The sequence below is a fragment of the Streptomyces sp. NPDC051738 genome (assembly GCF_044453205.1).
Classification (GTDB): Bacteria; Actinomycetota; Actinomycetes; order Streptomycetales; family Streptomycetaceae; genus Streptomyces.
In genome coordinates this window covers 365,960-381,004 of the sequence record NZ_JBITCM010000003.1, presented here as the reverse complement: position 1 = coordinate 381,004, position 15,045 = coordinate 365,960, and the positions used below count along the sequence as shown (strand labels likewise).

15 protein-coding genes and 1 pseudogene are annotated in these 15,045 nt (G+C 70.6%); 12 read left to right on the top strand and 4 right to left on the bottom strand.

From position 1 onward, the window contains the following. Window positions 1–4 precede the first annotated feature (4 nt). Entirely contained in the window at window positions 5–1,627 is a 1,623-nt protein-coding gene (mctP, locus tag ACIA8X_RS09575) for a monocarboxylate uptake permease MctP (protein ID WP_399458131.1), read from the top strand. Between the two features lie 19 nt (window positions 1,628–1,646). On the opposite strand, the gene ACIA8X_RS09570 is transcribed toward mctP, so the two are convergent. Next, window positions 1,647–2,246, bottom strand: a complete 600-nt coding sequence (locus ACIA8X_RS09570; protein WP_393445037.1) for a TetR/AcrR family transcriptional regulator — start codon at window positions 2,244–2,246, stop codon at window positions 1,647–1,649. A 166-nt stretch (window positions 2,247–2,412) separates the two neighbouring features. Between ACIA8X_RS09570 and ACIA8X_RS09565 the strand changes: the two genes are divergently transcribed. Together ACIA8X_RS09565 and ACIA8X_RS09560 are read left to right on the top strand one after the other, a co-directional pair. Then, entirely contained in the window at window positions 2,413–2,559 is a 147-nt protein-coding gene (locus tag ACIA8X_RS09565) for a hypothetical protein (protein WP_393445034.1), read from the top strand. A gap of 145 nt (window positions 2,560–2,704) precedes the next feature. Further along, window positions 2,705–3,355 carry a peroxiredoxin-like family protein gene (locus ACIA8X_RS09560; RefSeq protein ID WP_399458130.1) on the top strand — a complete coding sequence of 217 codons (651 nt, stop codon included), beginning with the start codon at window positions 2,705–2,707 and terminating at the stop codon, window positions 3,353–3,355. A gap of 39 nt (window positions 3,356–3,394) precedes the next feature. On the opposite strand, the pseudogene ACIA8X_RS09555 reads toward ACIA8X_RS09560, so the two are convergent. Next, window positions 3,395–3,769 (bottom strand): annotated as a pseudogene (locus ACIA8X_RS09555) (DM13 domain-containing protein); the annotation flags it as partial. Here ACIA8X_RS09555 and ACIA8X_RS09550 point away from each other — a divergent pair. The 8 genes from ACIA8X_RS09550 to ACIA8X_RS09515 all read left to right on the top strand — a co-directional run bounded on the left by ACIA8X_RS09550 (window position 3,760) and on the right by ACIA8X_RS09515 (window position 12,859). Further along, entirely contained in the window at window positions 3,760–4,212 is a 453-nt protein-coding gene (locus tag ACIA8X_RS09550) for a hypothetical protein (RefSeq protein WP_399458129.1), read from the top strand. The pseudogene ACIA8X_RS09555 and the gene ACIA8X_RS09550 overlap by 10 nt on opposite strands. A gap of 731 nt (window positions 4,213–4,943) precedes the next feature. Further along, a complete protein-coding gene (locus ACIA8X_RS09545) occupies window positions 4,944–5,777 on the top strand; it encodes a M55 family metallopeptidase (protein ID WP_399458128.1) in 834 nt (277 codons plus the stop codon). After that, on the top strand, window positions 5,770–7,074 hold the full coding sequence (locus ACIA8X_RS09540; RefSeq protein ID WP_399458127.1) for a M20/M25/M40 family metallo-hydrolase: 1,305 nt from the start codon (window positions 5,770–5,772) through the stop codon (window positions 7,072–7,074). Before ACIA8X_RS09545 ends, ACIA8X_RS09540 begins: the two co-directional genes overlap by 8 nt. A 17-nt stretch (window positions 7,075–7,091) precedes the next feature. Then, complete coding sequence (locus ACIA8X_RS09535; RefSeq protein ID WP_399458126.1) at window positions 7,092–9,086, top strand: prolyl oligopeptidase family serine peptidase; 1,995 nt, start codon at window positions 7,092–7,094, stop codon at window positions 9,084–9,086. Beyond that, entirely contained in the window at window positions 9,083–10,018 is a 936-nt protein-coding gene (locus ACIA8X_RS09530) for an LD-carboxypeptidase (RefSeq protein ID WP_393445019.1), read from the top strand. Before ACIA8X_RS09535 ends, ACIA8X_RS09530 begins: the two co-directional genes overlap by 4 nt. A 154-nt stretch (window positions 10,019–10,172) precedes the next feature. Further along, entirely contained in the window at window positions 10,173–11,948 is a 1,776-nt protein-coding gene (locus ACIA8X_RS09525; protein WP_399458125.1) for a CocE/NonD family hydrolase, read from the top strand. A gap of 55 nt (window positions 11,949–12,003) precedes the next feature. Beyond that, entirely contained in the window at window positions 12,004–12,258 is a 255-nt protein-coding gene (locus tag ACIA8X_RS09520; RefSeq protein ID WP_393445015.1) for a DUF1049 domain-containing protein, read from the top strand. Between the two features lie 19 nt (window positions 12,259–12,277). Then, on the top strand, window positions 12,278–12,859 hold the full coding sequence (locus ACIA8X_RS09515) for a GNAT family N-acetyltransferase (RefSeq protein WP_393445013.1): 582 nt from the start codon (window positions 12,278–12,280) through the stop codon (window positions 12,857–12,859). 100 nt (window positions 12,860–12,959) lie between these two features. On the opposite strand, the gene ACIA8X_RS09510 is transcribed toward ACIA8X_RS09515, so the two are convergent. Then, a complete protein-coding gene (locus tag ACIA8X_RS09510) occupies window positions 12,960–13,307 on the bottom strand; it encodes a VOC family protein (protein ID WP_093905805.1) in 348 nt (115 codons plus the stop codon). A 97-nt stretch (window positions 13,308–13,404) separates the two neighbouring features. On the opposite strand from ACIA8X_RS09510, the gene ACIA8X_RS09505 reads away from it, so the two are divergent. After that, entirely contained in the window at window positions 13,405–13,917 is a 513-nt protein-coding gene (locus ACIA8X_RS09505; RefSeq protein ID WP_393445011.1) for a phage holin family protein, read from the top strand. A 21-nt stretch (window positions 13,918–13,938) separates the two neighbouring features. Here the strand turns inward: ACIA8X_RS09505 and ACIA8X_RS09500 are convergent, their stop codons facing one another. Further along, window positions 13,939–15,030, bottom strand: a complete 1,092-nt coding sequence (locus ACIA8X_RS09500) for an enolase C-terminal domain-like protein (protein WP_399458124.1) — start codon at window positions 15,028–15,030, stop codon at window positions 13,939–13,941. Between the last annotated feature and the right edge of the window lie 15 nt (window positions 15,031–15,045).

Genomic DNA, 15,045 nt, shown 5'->3' with positions numbered 1-15,045 from the left:
AGCCATGCCCAACGGCGTGAACGGCGTCGCACTCGCCGTCTTCATCTTCTTCTTCCTGGCCGTCACGGTCATGGGCTTCCTCGCCTCGCGCTGGCGCCGGGCCGAGAACGAGCACAGCCTCGACGAATGGGGCCTGGGCGGCCGGTCGTTCGGGACCTGGATCACCTGGTTCCTGCTCGGCGGTGACGTCTACACGGCCTATACGTTCGTGGCGGTCCCGGCGGCGATCTACGCGGCGGGCGCGGCCGGCTTCTTCGCGGTCCCGTACACGATCCTCGTCTACCCGCTGATCTTCACTTTCCTCCCCAGGCTGTGGTCGGTGTGCCACCGCCACGGGTACGTCACCACAGCGGACTTCGTCCGCGGCCGGTTCGGCTCGAAGGGCCTGTCGCTCGCCGTGGCCTTCACAGGCATCCTGGCGACGATGCCGTACATCGCGCTCCAACTCGTCGGCATCCAGGCAGTGTTGGACGTCATGGGAGTCGGCGGCGGCGAGAACACCAACTGGTTCGTCAAGGACCTCCCGCTGCTGCTCGCGTTCGGCGTGCTGGCCGCGTACACCTACTCCTCGGGCCTGCGCGCTCCCGCCATGATCGCCTTCGTGAAGGACACGCTGATCTACGTGGTCATCGTCGTCGCGATCATCTACATCCCGATCAAGCTGGGCGGGTTCGACGAGATCTTCGCCGCGGCGGACAAGAAGTACACGGACGCCGGTGTGGGCGGACTGCTCCCGGCTCCGACGGGCCAATGGACGTACGCCACACTGGCGTTGGGCTCCGCCATGGCCATGTTCATGTACCCGCACTCGATCACGGCCACGCTGTCGTCCCGCAGCCGTGAGGTGATCCGGCGCAGTACGACGGTGATGCCCCTCTACACCCTGATGCTGGGCCTGCTCGCCCTGTTGGGCTTCATGGCGATCGCGGCCGGCGTCAAGGTCACCAACGGCCAGCTGGCGATCCCGCAGCTGTTCGAGGACATGTTCCCGGACTGGTTCGCGGGCGTGGCCTTCGCGGCGATCGGCATCGGCGCGCTGGTGCCCGCGGCCATCATGTCCATCGCGGCGGCCAATCTCTTCACTCGCAACATCTACAAGGACTTCATCAGGCCGGACGCGACGCCCGCGCAGGAGACGAAGGTATCCAAGCTGGTCTCGCTGATGGTGAAGGTGGGCGCCCTGGTCTTCGTTCTGACGATGGACAAGACGGTGGCGATCAACTTCCAGCTCCTGGGCGGCATCTGGATCCTGCAGACCTTCCCGGCCCTGGTCGGTGGCCTGTTCACCCGCTGGTTCCACCGGTGGGCCCTGCTGGCCGGCTGGGCGGTCGGCATGATCTACGGCACGGTCGCCGCGTACGGCGTCGCCTCGCCGACGCAGAAGCACTTCGGCGGCTCGGCGAAGGAGATCCCGGGCATCGGCGAGATCGGCTACATCGGTCTGACGGCGTTCGTGCTGAACGTGCTGGTGGCGGTGGTGCTGACCTTCGTCCTGAGGGCTGCTAAGGCCCCCGAGGGCATCGACGTCACGTCCCCCGGGGACTACACGGCGGATGCGGCAGAAGCGGAAGCGAAGGATGCTCCCGCTCTCCGTCCGGGCACTTCGCCTGCCCCCAACCCCAGTTGAGAGCTAGCTCCGCGCACGTCTAAGCCGCCGCCCGGACGCCGATCGAGTCCAGGGCGGCGGTCACCGTCTTGCCCAGCGCCGCGGCATCCGCCCCGGCACGGGAGCGCAGGTTGACGCCATAGGCGAGCAGCGACAGCAGGTCCGCGGAAGCTCCGGGGTCGGCGCCGGCGGCGAGCTGCCCCTCGCGGTCAGCGGTGACGAGGGCGGCGTACAGTGCCTCGCGCAGCCCTCGGTGGTGCTGGTCCAGGACAGCCCGTACCTCAGGATCGCTGTTCTCGGCCCCGGCGTGCGCGTTGGAGACCATGCAGCCCCAGCGGGCGTACTCACCCGAGCAACGCGCCTCGATCAGGCCGCCGAAGAACTCGGAGATCGCGGGCAGGCCCCGCTCGTCCTCGGCCAGGCGCCGGAACATCGGCTCGGACCGCTGCTCCATGTAACGGCGCAGCGCGGCGAGGTAGAGCTCCTGCTTGCCGCCGAACGTGGCGTACAGGCTGGAACGGTTGAGCCCGGTCGCGGTCACCACGTCCTGGATCCCGGTCGAGGCCACGCCCTGCCGCCAGAACAGTCGCACCACGGTCTCCAAGGTGGCATCCGGATCGAAGTGCTTGATGTCCGGCATGTTTCACCCCGCCATCTTGAAATAGGGATTCCAAGATACTCCCCGTTCAGCATGCCGCAAAGGTGCCGACAGATACAGAGCGGGGCAGGTCGCCCACCAGTGCGAAGGCGTCCAGCTTCGTCCACGATCCGCCCGGTGGCCGCCCGTGCGCCGCGACCATGCCCCCATGAATCGCATACCAGCCCTCTGGGCGGCCGCGTACGGGTCGCAGTCCCCCCGCCTCCGCCGCTTCGTCGCCCGCCGTGTGGTCCATCTCGGCGCCTTCATCCGGACTCTCGCCTTGACCGACCATCGCCCGTTCACCAGCCTCTGACGCATCGACAACTCCGCACGGCTGGCGCGGGACCACGCACACCCTTATCTTGGAACGGACGTTTCAAGATTTGCTCGCGGGTACCGCTCGGACGCTTCGTCGCGTCCGGTCCCGCTCCAGTCGCCAACCAGGAGGAACGAGCAGCATGACCACCCTCAACACCGAACTGCGTACCTTCTACGAAGCGCGTCAGCAGCAGATCCCCGCCGAGATCCGGGAGATCATGCAGCGGGCCGGGCAGTACCTCGCCGATTCCGGCCAGGCCGACCGCGCCCTGGCAGTGGGCGACAAGGCCCCGCGCTTCAGCCTCCCCTCCGCGACCGGGCAGACCCTGTCCCTGGACGACCTGCTCGTCGACGGCCCGGTCGTCCTAACCTTCTACCGCGGTGCATGGTGCCCGTACTGCAACATCGCCCTGCGCTCCCTTCAGCAGCACCACGAGGCCATCACCGCGCGCGGCGCCCGCCTGGTGGCCGTCTCCCCGCAGATCCCCGACGAGTCCCTGTCCCTGACCGAGAAGCACGACCTGGCCTTCGACGTCCTCAGCGACGTCGGCTCCGACACCGCCAAGCAGTACGGCCTCGCCTTCGACCTCCCCGACGACCTCGCCGCCGTCTACGACAAGCTCGGCTTCGACCTCCAGCGCGTCAACGACGGCCACCCGCGCACCCTGCCGCTGCCCGCCACGTACGTCATCGACCGCGACGGCGTGATCCGCTGGGCCTTCGTCAACACCGACTACACCACCCGCGCCGAACCGGCAGACATCCTCGCCGCCCTCGACGCGTCGGCCTGAAGCAGGCAGCCCGAACAGAGTTGGTGCCGTCAGGGCCTGTCAGGCATGGGCGAGTTCGGCCGCACCGAAGGAGATGTCGAACCGGTCGCACCAGATGCTGACGCTGCTGAACCGGGCCGGGTCGACGTCTTCGGGCAGGGCGTAGTTCTGGCTGCCCTTGTTGCCCTTGAGCTTGCCGAGGCTGACGTACTTCCCGTCGTCGAAGACGTGCCAGCCGGTCTTCCCTTCCTTCACCGGTGCGTCGGTGAGCCACACGCGCAGGTCGGGGCCGTTGCTGGTGTCGAGGTTCTCCAACCGGACGACGTGGGAGCCGTCGGCCAGCCGTACGAGTTTCACGGTGCCCGATGTCGTGTGCTCGTGGCTGATCAGCTCACCGCTCGCCAGCGTCTGTGGTCCGGCGGCGGTTGGCCGCGGAGGGCAACGCCGTCGTGTACGCGCTCACCCCATGGGGCGCTGGGCTGCGGGAGCCGATTGAGGGCCTCATCCGCTGGTCCACGCCGCTCATGGTGCGCGGGCCAGGCGGCGACCGCTTCCACGCCGAATGGCTTGTCGTCGCCCTCCGAGCCCTGCTCGTCGGCAGGGCGACCGCACACCGGTCATCGACGGTGGGGATCGCGGTCGACGACCAGCTGCTCCAGGTGCGGGCGACGCGCTCGGGCATCGAAGTGAGCCTGCATGATGGTCGCGATCTCGATGCCGTCCTGCGCGCCGACGCCTCGATCGTCCTCGGGCTGGCAGCGGGTGGGCTCACCCTCAACGACACCCTTGGGCTCGTCGACATCGAAGGCGATGAAGCTGCCCTACGAGCCGTCTTCGACCCGAAGCGCGCCCAAGTCGGCGACTCCATAAGCCAATGACCGACTCACCCCACGCTCGTCCTTCCCGCCCATGGGGGCCTCGTCAGACGTCGGGGTCTCTTGAGCGGGTGTTTCGATGGCCTGCATCCTCGATGAGCATGTGCCTCAGTGTCCCTGCCATCTGCGGCGACGCCTGGGAATCCGAGTGTCGGCCGGGTGGGATGACACGGACGGTCAGAGCGCCCCGCCTTGCGAGACCGAGTGCGATGCTTGTGGCTGACCACAGACCGCGGCGTGAGTGAGCGGTTCGACGGCAAGAGACCGTACTGAAACTTCGGGAAGTTTTCGGGAAGAACACCCGCCGAGGGCCGGGCGAAATCGTCCCCAGCCGGACACCCGCCGACTCCGCCCGAGGGCCCACCCGCACCCGCGAAGCTACTCCGCCGAGCCCGATAAACGGCGTCTGACCAGCAAAAACGCCCTCTCGATGGGAGGGCGGAGACTAGGCGCCCCCGGCAGGACTCGAACCTGCGGCCAAGCGCTTAGAAGGCGCTTGCTCTACCTCTCATGGAGTCTTGCGGGACGCATGTGGGACCTCAGGTCCATGCTCTCCGAGGTGCCGAGTCTCAGGAGTGGACCCCCTCTCTGCCTCGTAAGAAGTTCCCGCGTCGACGCGTAAGGTGAAGCAGCATGAAGATCCCCGTCACCGCTGCACGTTTCACCGCATGATGTCGCAAACTGCTGTCATCAGCTGGACGATAAGCCTCTGACCTGTGAGGGAACGGACCCGCATGAAGATCCTCATCAGTGCCGACATGGAGGGCGCCACCGGCGTGACCTGGCCGGGCGACGTGCTGCCGGGGACGCCTCAGTGGGAGCGGTGCCGGGGGATGTTCACCTCGGACGTCAACGCCGCCGTGCTGGGCTTCTTCGACGGGGGCGCCGACGCCGTCGTCATCAATGAGGCCCACTGGACCATGCGCAATCTGCTGCTCGAACGGCTCGACGAGCGGGCCGAGATGCTCACCGGCCGGCACAAGGCGCTCTCCATGGTCGAGGGCGTGCAGCACGGGGACGTGGACGGCATCGCCTTCGTGGGCTACCACGCGGGCGCCGGCATGGAGGGAGTCCTCGCCCACACCTACCTCGCGAACCAGATCACCGGGGTGTGGCTGAACGACGTACGGGCGAGCGAGGGCCTGCTCAACGCGCACGTCGTCGCCGAGTACGGCGTGCCCGTCGTACTCGTCACCGGGGACGACCTGGCCTGCGAGGACGCGCTCGGGTACGCGCCCGAGGCGCTGAAGGTCGCCGTCAAGGACCACGTGTCGCGGTACGCCGCCGTGTGCCGTACGCCGGCCAGGACCGCCGCCGACATCCGCGCCGCGGCCAAGGAGGCGGCCGGTCTTGCGGTCCGTCGGGAGCCGGTCGGTGAGGGTCCGTTCACCATCGCCGTCGAATTCGACGCCGAGCATCTCGCGATGGCCGCCACCGTCGTACCCGGCGTCGAACGGATCGGTGAGCGCAAGGTGGCGTACACCAGCGAGCGCATGTACGAGGGAATCCGTACCTTCAAGGCGGTCATCACGATCGTCTCGGCCGCGGTGGAGGAGCAGTATGGCTGACCAGCAGGCACTGGAGGAGGTCGTGACGTTCACGTCCGACCTGATCCGCATCGACACGACCAACCGGGGCGGCGGCGACTGCCAGGAACGCCCCGCCGCCGAGTACGCCGCCGCGCGGCTGGCCGAGGCGGGCCTGGAGCCCACCCTGCTGGAGCGCACCAAGGGCCGTACGAACGTCGTCGCCCGCATCGAGGGCACCGACCCGTCGGCGGACGCGCTGCTGGTCCACGGTCACCTCGACGTCGTGCCCGCACAGGCCGACGAGTGGAGCGTGCACCCCTTCTCCGGGGAGATCCGCGACGGGGTGGTGTGGGGGCGGGGCGCGGTCGACATGAAGAACATGGACGCGATGATCCTCGCCGTCGTCCGTGCCTGGGCCCGCGAGGGCCTACGGCCCCGGCGTGACGTCGTGATCGCGTTCACGGCCGACGAGGAGGCCAGCGCCGAGGACGGCTCAGGGTTCCTCGCGGACCGGCACGCCGGGCTGTTCGAGGGCTGCACCGAGGGCATCGGTGAGTCCGGCGCGTTCACCGTCCACGACGGCAGCGGGCGGCAGCTCTACCCCCTCGCGGCAGGGGAGCGCGGCACCGGCTGGCTCAAGCTCACCGCACGCGGGCGGGCCGCGCACGGCTCCCGGCCCAACCGGGAGAACGCGGTGACCCGCCTCGCCGCTGCCGTCACCCGGATCGGCGCCCACGAGTGGCCGCTGCGGCTGACCCCGACGGTCCGCGCCGCCCTCACCGAACTCGCCGCGCTGTACGGCCTCGACGCCGACCTGGACGACGTGGACGGTCTGCTGGCGAAGCTCGGCCCGGCGGCGGGGCTCGTCGAGGCGACCGTCCGCAACAGCGCCAACCCGACCATGCTGGACGCCGGTTACAAGGTGAACGTGATTCCGGGGGAGGCCGTGGCGTACGTCGACGGCCGGTATCTCCCCGGCTTCGAGGACGAGTTCCGCGCGACCCTCGACGAGCTCACCGGGCCGGACGTCGACTGGGAGTTCCACCACCACGAGGTGGCCCTCCAATCCCCCGTGGACTCGCCGACGTACGCCCGTATGCGCGCCGCCGTCGAGGAGTTCGCGCCCGAGGGCCACGTCGTGCCGTACTGCATGCCCGGCGGCACGGACGCCAAGCAGTTCTCGCGGCTCGGCATCACCGGCTACGGCTTCTCGCCGCTGCGGCTGCCGGAGGGCTACGACTACGGGGCCATGTTCCACGGGGTCGACGAGCGCGTGCCCGTCGAGGCGCTGCACTTCGGCGTCCGCGTTCTCGACCGTTTTCTGTGCGCGGCCTAGGGGAGTTGGGGGAGACGGTGCGGACACTGGCGTACGGTTCCTGGCCCTCGCCCATCGACGCGGCCCTCGCCGCCGCGCACGACGGACGTCCCGAGTACGTGGGCTTCGTCGGCGACGAGGCGTGGTGGACCGAGCCGCGGCCCACGGAGGGCGGGCGGCGCACGCTGGTGCGGCGGCGGGCGGACGGCGTGGAGGAGTCGGTGCTGGCCGCTCCGTGGAACGTGCGCAGCCGGGTCGTCGAGTACGGCGGACAGCCCTGGGCGGGCACGGTGGTCGACGGCCGGCCGTTCGTCGTCTTCGTCGACTTCGCCGACCAGCGGCTCTACCGGTACGAGGAGGGCGGCGGTGAGCCGCGTCCCCTCACTCCCCTGTCCTCCGTGGGTGGTGGACTGCGGTGGGTGGAGCCGCAGTTGCGGCTCGAACTCGGTGAAGTGTGGTGCGTGCTGGAGGAGTTCACGGGGGAGGGGCCCACCGACGTGCGGCGTGTCCTGGCCGCCGTCCCGCTGGACGGCTCCGCGGGCGAGGACCGGGACGCCGTACGCGAACTCACCGACGACCGGCACCGGTTCGTCACCGGAGCGCGGATCTCGCCCGACGGGCGGCGGGCGGCGTGGGTCGCCTGGGACCATCCGCGGATGCCGTGGGACGGCACGGAGCTGCTGGTCGCCGACGTTGGCGCGGATGGCGCGCTCGGCGGACCGCGGACCGTCGCCGGGGGCCCGGAGGAGTCGATCGCGCAGGTCGACTGGGCGGCCGACGGCCGGCTGCTGTACGTGAGCGACCGCGGCGGCTGGTGGAACCTCTACCGCGACGGCGAACCGCTCTGTCCGCGCGACGAGGAGTTCGGCGGACCGCTCTGGAAGCTCGGCCTGCGCTGGTTCGCCCCGTTGGAGACCGGGCTCGTCGCCGTCGTGCACGGACGTGGCTCGACCGCCCTCGGGATACTGGACCCCGAGACCGGCGAGATCGTCGACGCGGCAGGACCCTGGACCGAGTTCGCGCCCACGCTCGCGGTGAGCGGGGAGCGCGTCGTGTCCGTCGGTGCCAGTCCGCGCAGCGCCTACGAGGTGGTCGAGCTGGACACGCGGACCGGCCGGTCCCGGGTGATCGGGGCCGCGCACGACGACGCCGTGGACCCCGCCTACTACCCCGAGCCGCAGATCCGCACCTTCACCGGCCCCGCCGGAGACGACGTCCACGCGCACATCTACCCGCCCCACAACCCCGGCTGCGTGGCCCCCGGCGGCACACCGCCGCCGTACGTCGTCTGGGCGCACGGCGGCCCCACCGACCGGGCGCCCCTGGTGCTCGACCTGGCCATCGCCTACTTCACCTCGCGCGGCATCGGTGTCGCCGAGGTCAACTACGGCGGCTCCAGCGGATACGGGCGGGAGTACCGCAACCGGCTGCGCGAGCAGTGGGGCGTGGTCGACGTCGAGGACTGCGCGGCCGTCGCGCTCGCCCTCGCCGACGCGGGCACCGCCGACCGCGACCGGCTCGCCATCCGGGGCGGCAGCGCGGGCGGCTGGACCACGGCCGCCTCGCTCACCACGACCGACGTCTACGCCTGCGGCACGATCCTCTACCCCATCCTCGACCTGGAGGGCTGGGGCACGGGCGAGACCCACGACTTCGAGTCCCGGTACCTGGAGACCCTCGTCGGCCCTCCCCCACCCTCCGGGCGGGGGGACCCCCATCTCGCTTCGCTCGCCGAGGTCCCCGGACGGTACGCGGAGCGCTCGCCCGCCGCGCACGCCGACCGCCTCACCGTGCCCTTCCTGCTGCTCCAGGGCCTGGACGACGTGATCTGCCCGCCCGCGCAGTGCGAGCGGTTCCTGGCGTGTATGGAGGGGCGCCGGGTGCCGCACGCCTACATCGCCTTCGAGGGGGAGGGCCACGGATTCAGGCGGTCGGAGACGATGATCCGCGTCCTGGAGTCCGAACTCTCCCTGTACGCCCAGGTGTTCGGGCTCAATCCGCCCGGGATCCCCAAGCTGGAGCTCGCCAAGTGACGCAGCCCGTACGGCCATTGGTACGACCGTCCCGCCTCGGCCCTGGCGCCCGCGTCGCCGTCGTCGCGCCCAGCGGGCCGGTGTCCGAGGAGCGGCTGGAGGCCGGGCTCGACGTGCTGCGTGGCTGGGACCTCGACCCGGTCGTGGCACCCCATGTGCTCGACCGGCACGGCGAGTTGGACTACCTCGCGGGCACGGACGCCGACCGGGCCGCCGACCTCCAGCGCGCCTGGTGCGATCCGTCCGTGGACGCGGTGCTGTGCGCCCGGGGCGGCTACGGGGCCCAGCGCATGGTGGACCTCCTCGACTGGGCGGCGATGCGGGCGGCCGGGCCGAAGGTGTTCGTCGGCTTCAGCGACATCACGGTGCTGCACCAGGCGTTCGCCACCCGGCTGGGCCTGGTCACCCTGCACGGGCCGGCGGCGGCCGGGATCGACTTCGTCAAGAACGCCCGCGCGCAGGAGCACCTGAGGGCCACGCTCTTCGCCCCGGAGACGGTCCGTGTGATCCCCGCCGACGGTACGGCCATGGTTCCCGGCCGGGCCCGCGGCGTCACCCTCGGCGGCTGCCTGAGCATGATCGCCTCCGATCTCGGTACACCGCACGCCCGAGCCGGTGCCCGGGGCGGACTGCTCCTGACCGAGGACGTCGGCGAGCAGCCGTACCGCATCGACCGGATGCTGACCCAACTCCTGCGCACGGGCTGGCTCGACGGAGTCGCCGGGATCGCCCTCGGGTCCTGGGCGGCGTGCGGCCCGTACGACGCGGTGCGCGCGGTCCTCGTCGACCGGCTCGGGGGCCTCGGCGTTCCGGTCGTGGAGGAGTTCGGCTTCGGGCACGGTGACGGGGCGCTGACGGTCCCCTTCGGGGTGAGCGCCGAACTCGACGCCGATGCCGTTCAGTTGGTCCTCGACGAGCCCGCGCTGCGCTGACCTCTGGTGACGCCCAGTTCACTGAATTCCCGTCAAGAAACCCTCCTTCCCGGTGATTGACCTCTTCTGACACGTGTCACACCATGACAACCGGCCAGTACTTACTGGTCGGTAAGCAGGGTTGTCCCCAGCGTGCCTCAGTGTGGAGGTCTCCGTGTCCCGTCGTGTGCCCAGATCCCGAGCCCCACTCGCTCTCGTCCTCGGCGCCACGCTCACCGCCCCCCTCGCCCTCACCGCCCCCGCCGTCGCGGCTGGCCAATACACCGTCACCGCACTGAAGTTCACCGTCCAGGCAGGCGGCCGTACCTGCACCGTGGACGCCGACCTGTACCGGCCGGCGGGCGTCGACCGCGCCCGTCCCGCACCGGCCGTCCTCGCCACCAACGGCTTCGGCGGCAGCAAGTCCGACGGCTCGACCGACGCCATCGGCAAGGCCTTCGCCCAGCGCGGCTACGTCTCCCTCATCTACTCCGGGCTCGGCTTCGGCAGGTCCGGCTGTCTGATCTCGCTCGACGACCCCACCATCGACGGCGTCGCCGCCTCACGGCTGATCGACTTCCTGGGCGGCAGACGCGCCGCCGACGACGGCACGAAGGCCGACTTCGTCACCCTCGACGGCCCCGGTGACCCGCGGGTCGGCATGGCGGGCGGCTCCTACGGCGGGGCCGTCCAGCTGGCCACGGCCGCCGTCGACCAGCGCGTCGACGCGCTCGTCCCGATGATCACCTGGAACGACCTCGCCTACGCCCTCGACCCGAACAACGCCGTCGGCAGCGGCGGCGTGCCCGGCGCCTTCAAGTGGCAGTGGGCCAACGGCTTCTACCTCATCGGCGAGGGCCAGCCCCTGCTGGAACCGAACCTCGACCCCTCCCGCATCAACTCCCTCGCCTGCCTGCACTTCGTCACCAAGGCCTGCGACACGATCCGCACCCTCAACTCCGGCCGCTACCCGGCGAAGCAGACGGCCGAGCTGCTCTCCTACGCCCGCAGCGTCTCGCCGGTGTCGTACCTGAACCGCGTCAAGGCACCCACCCTCCTCGTCCAGGGCCAGGCCGACAGCCTCTTCAACCTCAACGAGGCGACGGCGACGTACAAGACGCTCAAGGCCCAGGGAACGCCGACGAAGATGATCTGGCAGTCCTGGGGCCACAGCGGCGGCCTCACCGATCCGGCATCCGGTGAACTCAACCTCTCCCAGGGCAACTTGGAGACCAGCTACGTCGGCCGCCGCATCCTGGCCTGGTTCGACCGCTACCTGCGCAAGCAGCACGTCGACACCGGACCGTCCTTCGCCTACTACCGCGACTGGATCACCGACCCGGGCGGCACCTACGCCACCGCCGATCGCGTCCCCGAGCCGACCCGGACGCTCTACCTCTCCGGCGACGGCAAACTCGTCGACAACCGAAAGAAGGTGGCGCGCGGCAGCCGCACGTACACCAACTGGCTTGTCCCCACGAGCCATTCGGAGAGTTCGCTGTACGGGATCATCGGGCTCCCGGACCCGGCGCCGTATGACACCAAGGGCACCTATCTCGGCTGGACCAGCGAGCCGCTCGCGCGCACGACCGACGTGGTGGGGGCGCCCCGGGCCACCCTGAAGGTCGTCTCCCCGAAGGCCGAGCGGACGCAGCACTCCGGGGACGCCGCCGACAAGCTCGTGCTGTTCGCCAAGCTGTACGACGTCGCGCCCGACGGCACCCAGACGCTGGTCCACCGGCTGGTCGCGCCGGTGCGGGTGCCGGACGTCACGCGGAGCTTCACCGTGACGCTGCCGGGGATCGTGCACCGGTACGAGAAGGGGCACCGGCTGCGGTTCGTGGTCGCGGCGAGTGACGACGCCTACTTCGGGAACCGGGGGATCAAGCCGGTGACCGTGGTCAGCGCGCCTGAGGACACGGGGGTGCTGCGGCTGCCGGTGATTGACTGAGAGGCGAGCGAGCACTCACCGTGCGTGATCGCGTCCACGGGAGCATCCTGGTCGTATGACCGCGAAGACGTCGGAGAGCGGCAAGAAGGCCGGCGGGCAGCGGAGTGGCCCGGGCGGGGCGCTGACCCCCGCCCGGACCACCGTGCTGGTGCTCGTCGCCCTCGCCCTGATCTTCATCTTCGAGAACACCCGCGCCACCGAGATCCGGCTGCTGATCCCTGAGGTCACGATGCCGCTGTGGCTGGCGCTGCTCGGCATGGGCATCATCGGTGCGCTGTGCGGGGCGTACTTCATGGGGCGGCGCCGATAGGGGGCCGTAGGCTGGCGCAATGCCGCACCCTGCGTCCCGCTACCTCGCCGAAGGCCCTCGCGTGGGCATACGCCACTTCCGCTACGAGGACGGTGCCGAGTTCACCGCGCGTGCCCGGGAGAGCAAGAAGCTGCACCATCCGTGGCTCTTCCCGCCGGACAGCGCATCGGCCTACACCGCCTATGCCGGGCGGCTGATCGAGGATCCGACGAAGGCGGGGTTCCTGGTCTGTGAGAAGGGTGACGGCGGGGGCGGCGACGGCGGGGGCATCGCCGGGTTCGTCAATATCAACAACATCGTCGAGGGCGCCTTTCAGTGCGGCGCCCTCGGTTACGGCGCCTTCGCCCACGCGGCCGGGCGCGGGCTGATGCGGGAAGGGCTCGACCTGGTGGTCGGCCATGCCTTCGGTCCGATGCGGCTGCACCGGCTGGAGATCAACGTCCAGCCCGCCAACAACGCGTCGATCGCCCTCGCGCGGGCCTGTGGGTTCCGGCTGGAGGGCTTCTCACCGGGGATGCTCTTCATCGACGGGGCGTGGCGGGATCATGAGCGGTGGGCTGTCACCGCCGAGATGCGGGGCGCTGCGCGGGGAGTGCGGTGACAGCGCCGTTGGGCGTCTGTCGGCTGCCGTCTGCTGGTCCGTTGTGGCTGGTCGCGCAGTTCCCCGCGCCCCTTTGGGGCGTTGCCCAACCGTCGGCGGGTCACGCCTGGCGGTCCGCGTACTCGTAGATCGTCCCGTCGGGATGCATCGCGATCAGGTTGCGGCCCACCGGCGTCGGTACCGGGCCGGCGATGACGTGTGCGCCCAGCTCGCTGAGCACCTGGTGGGTCTCCTCGACGTCCTTGACGGCGATCGTCGCCACGACCTTGCGCAGTACCTCCAACTCGGACTCGGGGCCGCTCATCAGCAGGAAGCAGCCGACGGCGGCCACCTGGACACCGCCGCGTTCGAAGCGGAGGGCGGCGGCGCCCGAGAGTCGTTCGTAGAAGGGGACCGCGGTCTCCAGGTCGTCGACGCAGACGCGCAGCGTGGCTCCCAGAATGTCCATGTGGAGAGCCTAGTGGGGAGCGGCCGGACAGGGAGATCGTTTCACGCGATCCCCTCACTCCCCGTTACGTGGACCCCTGTACGGGTACTCGGCCGCCATGGACCGCTTGGATCATCTTGAGCATCTGGACAAGCACCTGGTCGACGAACTGGCGCAGGTGGCGCGCGAGACCGTACGGGACGAACTGCGCGAGCAGACGCGCAGGCAGCGCCGCCGGGCCATGCTGTACGCCGGCTCGGGCGCCGTCGCCCTGTACGCGGGCGCGGCCCTCGCGCTCGCGCTGGGACTGGGCCTCGCGGAGGGGTTGCCGGACTGGGCCGCCGCGCTGATCACCGCGGTCATCCTGGGCGCGGTGGCGTATGGGCTGCGGAGTGTGGCACACCCGTCGGCGTCCCGGCCGAGCCCGGAGCACCGGGCCGAGGCCGCCGCCCAGGGAGGCGCCGTCGGTGGCACGGCAGCGGCCGCCCCATCGGGTGGGCTCGGCACGCCGTATCCGCCGATGCCGCCCGGCCCGCCGGCGACGGGCACTGCGGCGCCGGACGCGCCGCCCGGTGCGCAGACGCCGCTCCCGGACGCCATCGACCCCGTGCAGCCGCACCACCGGGCGTGACACCGCCGAGCCCGACGGCGTTCACGCCACCCGGTATTCCCGCACCTCCTCCGTGCGCAGCGTCAGGCCGTGGCCGATGCGCTGCGTCGGGGTGACCGTGCCGCCCGTCGGGTCCAGGGCGCCGTCGAAGAACATGTCCTCCATGCGGACGTGGTCGTGGAACCACTCGATGTGGCGGAGGTTGGGGATCGCCGCGGCCACGGCGGCGTGCGCGTGCGGGGCGCGGTGGGCCGAGACGTCCAGGCCGTGGGCCTGGGCGAGGGCGGCGGCGCGGAGGAACTCCGTCAGGCCGCCGCAGCGTGTGGCGTCGATCTGGAGGCAGTCGACCGCGCCCGCGGTGATCAGGTGGGCGAAGTACGGGAGGTCGTAGCCGTACGCGCCCGCTGTGACGTCGCACGGCAGGACGTCGTGGATCAGGCGCAGGCCGGCGAGGTCGTCCGAAGGTATCGGCTCCTCGAACCATTCCACGCCGTGCTCGGCGAGGGCGTGGCCGACCCGGATCGCCTGCTTGCGGGTGTAGGCGCCGCCCGCGTCCACGTACAACTCGGCCTCGGAGCCGACCACTTGGCGTGCCGCCCGCACACGGGTCAGGTCGCGCGGGACGGCACCGCCCCGATCCTCGCCGATCCTGATCTTCACGCGCGGGATGTGCTGACCGTGCACCCAGCCGTTCAACTGCGCGACCAGATGGGTGTCGTGGTACGTCGTGAAGCCGCCGCTGCCGTACACGGGGACGTGCTCGCGGCAGGCGCCCAGCAGGCGGGTCAGCGGCAGTTCGAGGAGGCGCGCCTTGAGATCCCACAGGGCGATGTCCAGCGCCGAGATCGCGCACGCGGCGACGCCCGGGCGGCCCGCGTCGCGGATCGCGCGGGACATCGCGTCGTGCGCGGCCGGGATGTCCAGGGCGTGGCGGCCCTCGACGAGCGGCGCGAGATGGTCGCGCAGGAAGTCGCCGATCGCCGCGGGGCCGTACGTCCAGCCCGTGCCGGTCGCGTCTCCCGCCGTCACCTCGGCGATCACCACGGTCGTGGAGTTCCAGGCCAGCGTGCCGTCGGCCTCGGGGGCGTCCGTGGGCACCGTGTAGACGGAGACGACGGGGAGATGGAGCCTCATCGCGCGAGGCCGCCC

What these genes read in the sequence shown, in the direction of transcription:
- ACIA8X_RS09505 (WP_393445011.1), top strand. Translation starts at nt 13,405, where the DNA reads ATGGACCGCTTGGATCATCTTGAGCATCTGGACAAGCACCTGGTCGAC.
- ACIA8X_RS09570 (WP_393445037.1), bottom strand. Translation starts at nt 2,246, where the DNA reads ATGCCGGACATCAAGCACTTCGATCCGGATGCCACCTTGGAGACCGTG.
- ACIA8X_RS09520 (WP_393445015.1), top strand. Translation starts at nt 12,004, where the DNA reads ATGACCGCGAAGACGTCGGAGAGCGGCAAGAAGGCCGGCGGGCAGCGG.
- ACIA8X_RS09500 (WP_399458124.1), bottom strand. Translation starts at nt 15,030, where the DNA reads ATGAGGCTCCATCTCCCCGTCGTCTCCGTCTACACGGTGCCCACGGAC.
- ACIA8X_RS09515 (WP_393445013.1), top strand. Translation starts at nt 12,278, where the DNA reads ATGCCGCACCCTGCGTCCCGCTACCTCGCCGAAGGCCCTCGCGTGGGC.
- ACIA8X_RS09560 (WP_399458130.1), top strand. Translation starts at nt 2,705, where the DNA reads ATGACCACCCTCAACACCGAACTGCGTACCTTCTACGAAGCGCGTCAG.
- mctP (WP_399458131.1), top strand. Translation starts at nt 5, where the DNA reads ATGCCCAACGGCGTGAACGGCGTCGCACTCGCCGTCTTCATCTTCTTC.
- ACIA8X_RS09565 (WP_393445034.1), top strand. Translation starts at nt 2,413, where the DNA reads ATGAATCGCATACCAGCCCTCTGGGCGGCCGCGTACGGGTCGCAGTCC.
- ACIA8X_RS09545 (WP_399458128.1), top strand. Translation starts at nt 4,944, where the DNA reads ATGAAGATCCTCATCAGTGCCGACATGGAGGGCGCCACCGGCGTGACC.
- ACIA8X_RS09510 (WP_093905805.1), bottom strand. Translation starts at nt 13,307, where the DNA reads ATGGACATTCTGGGAGCCACGCTGCGCGTCTGCGTCGACGACCTGGAG.
- ACIA8X_RS09540 (WP_399458127.1), top strand. Translation starts at nt 5,770, where the DNA reads ATGGCTGACCAGCAGGCACTGGAGGAGGTCGTGACGTTCACGTCCGAC.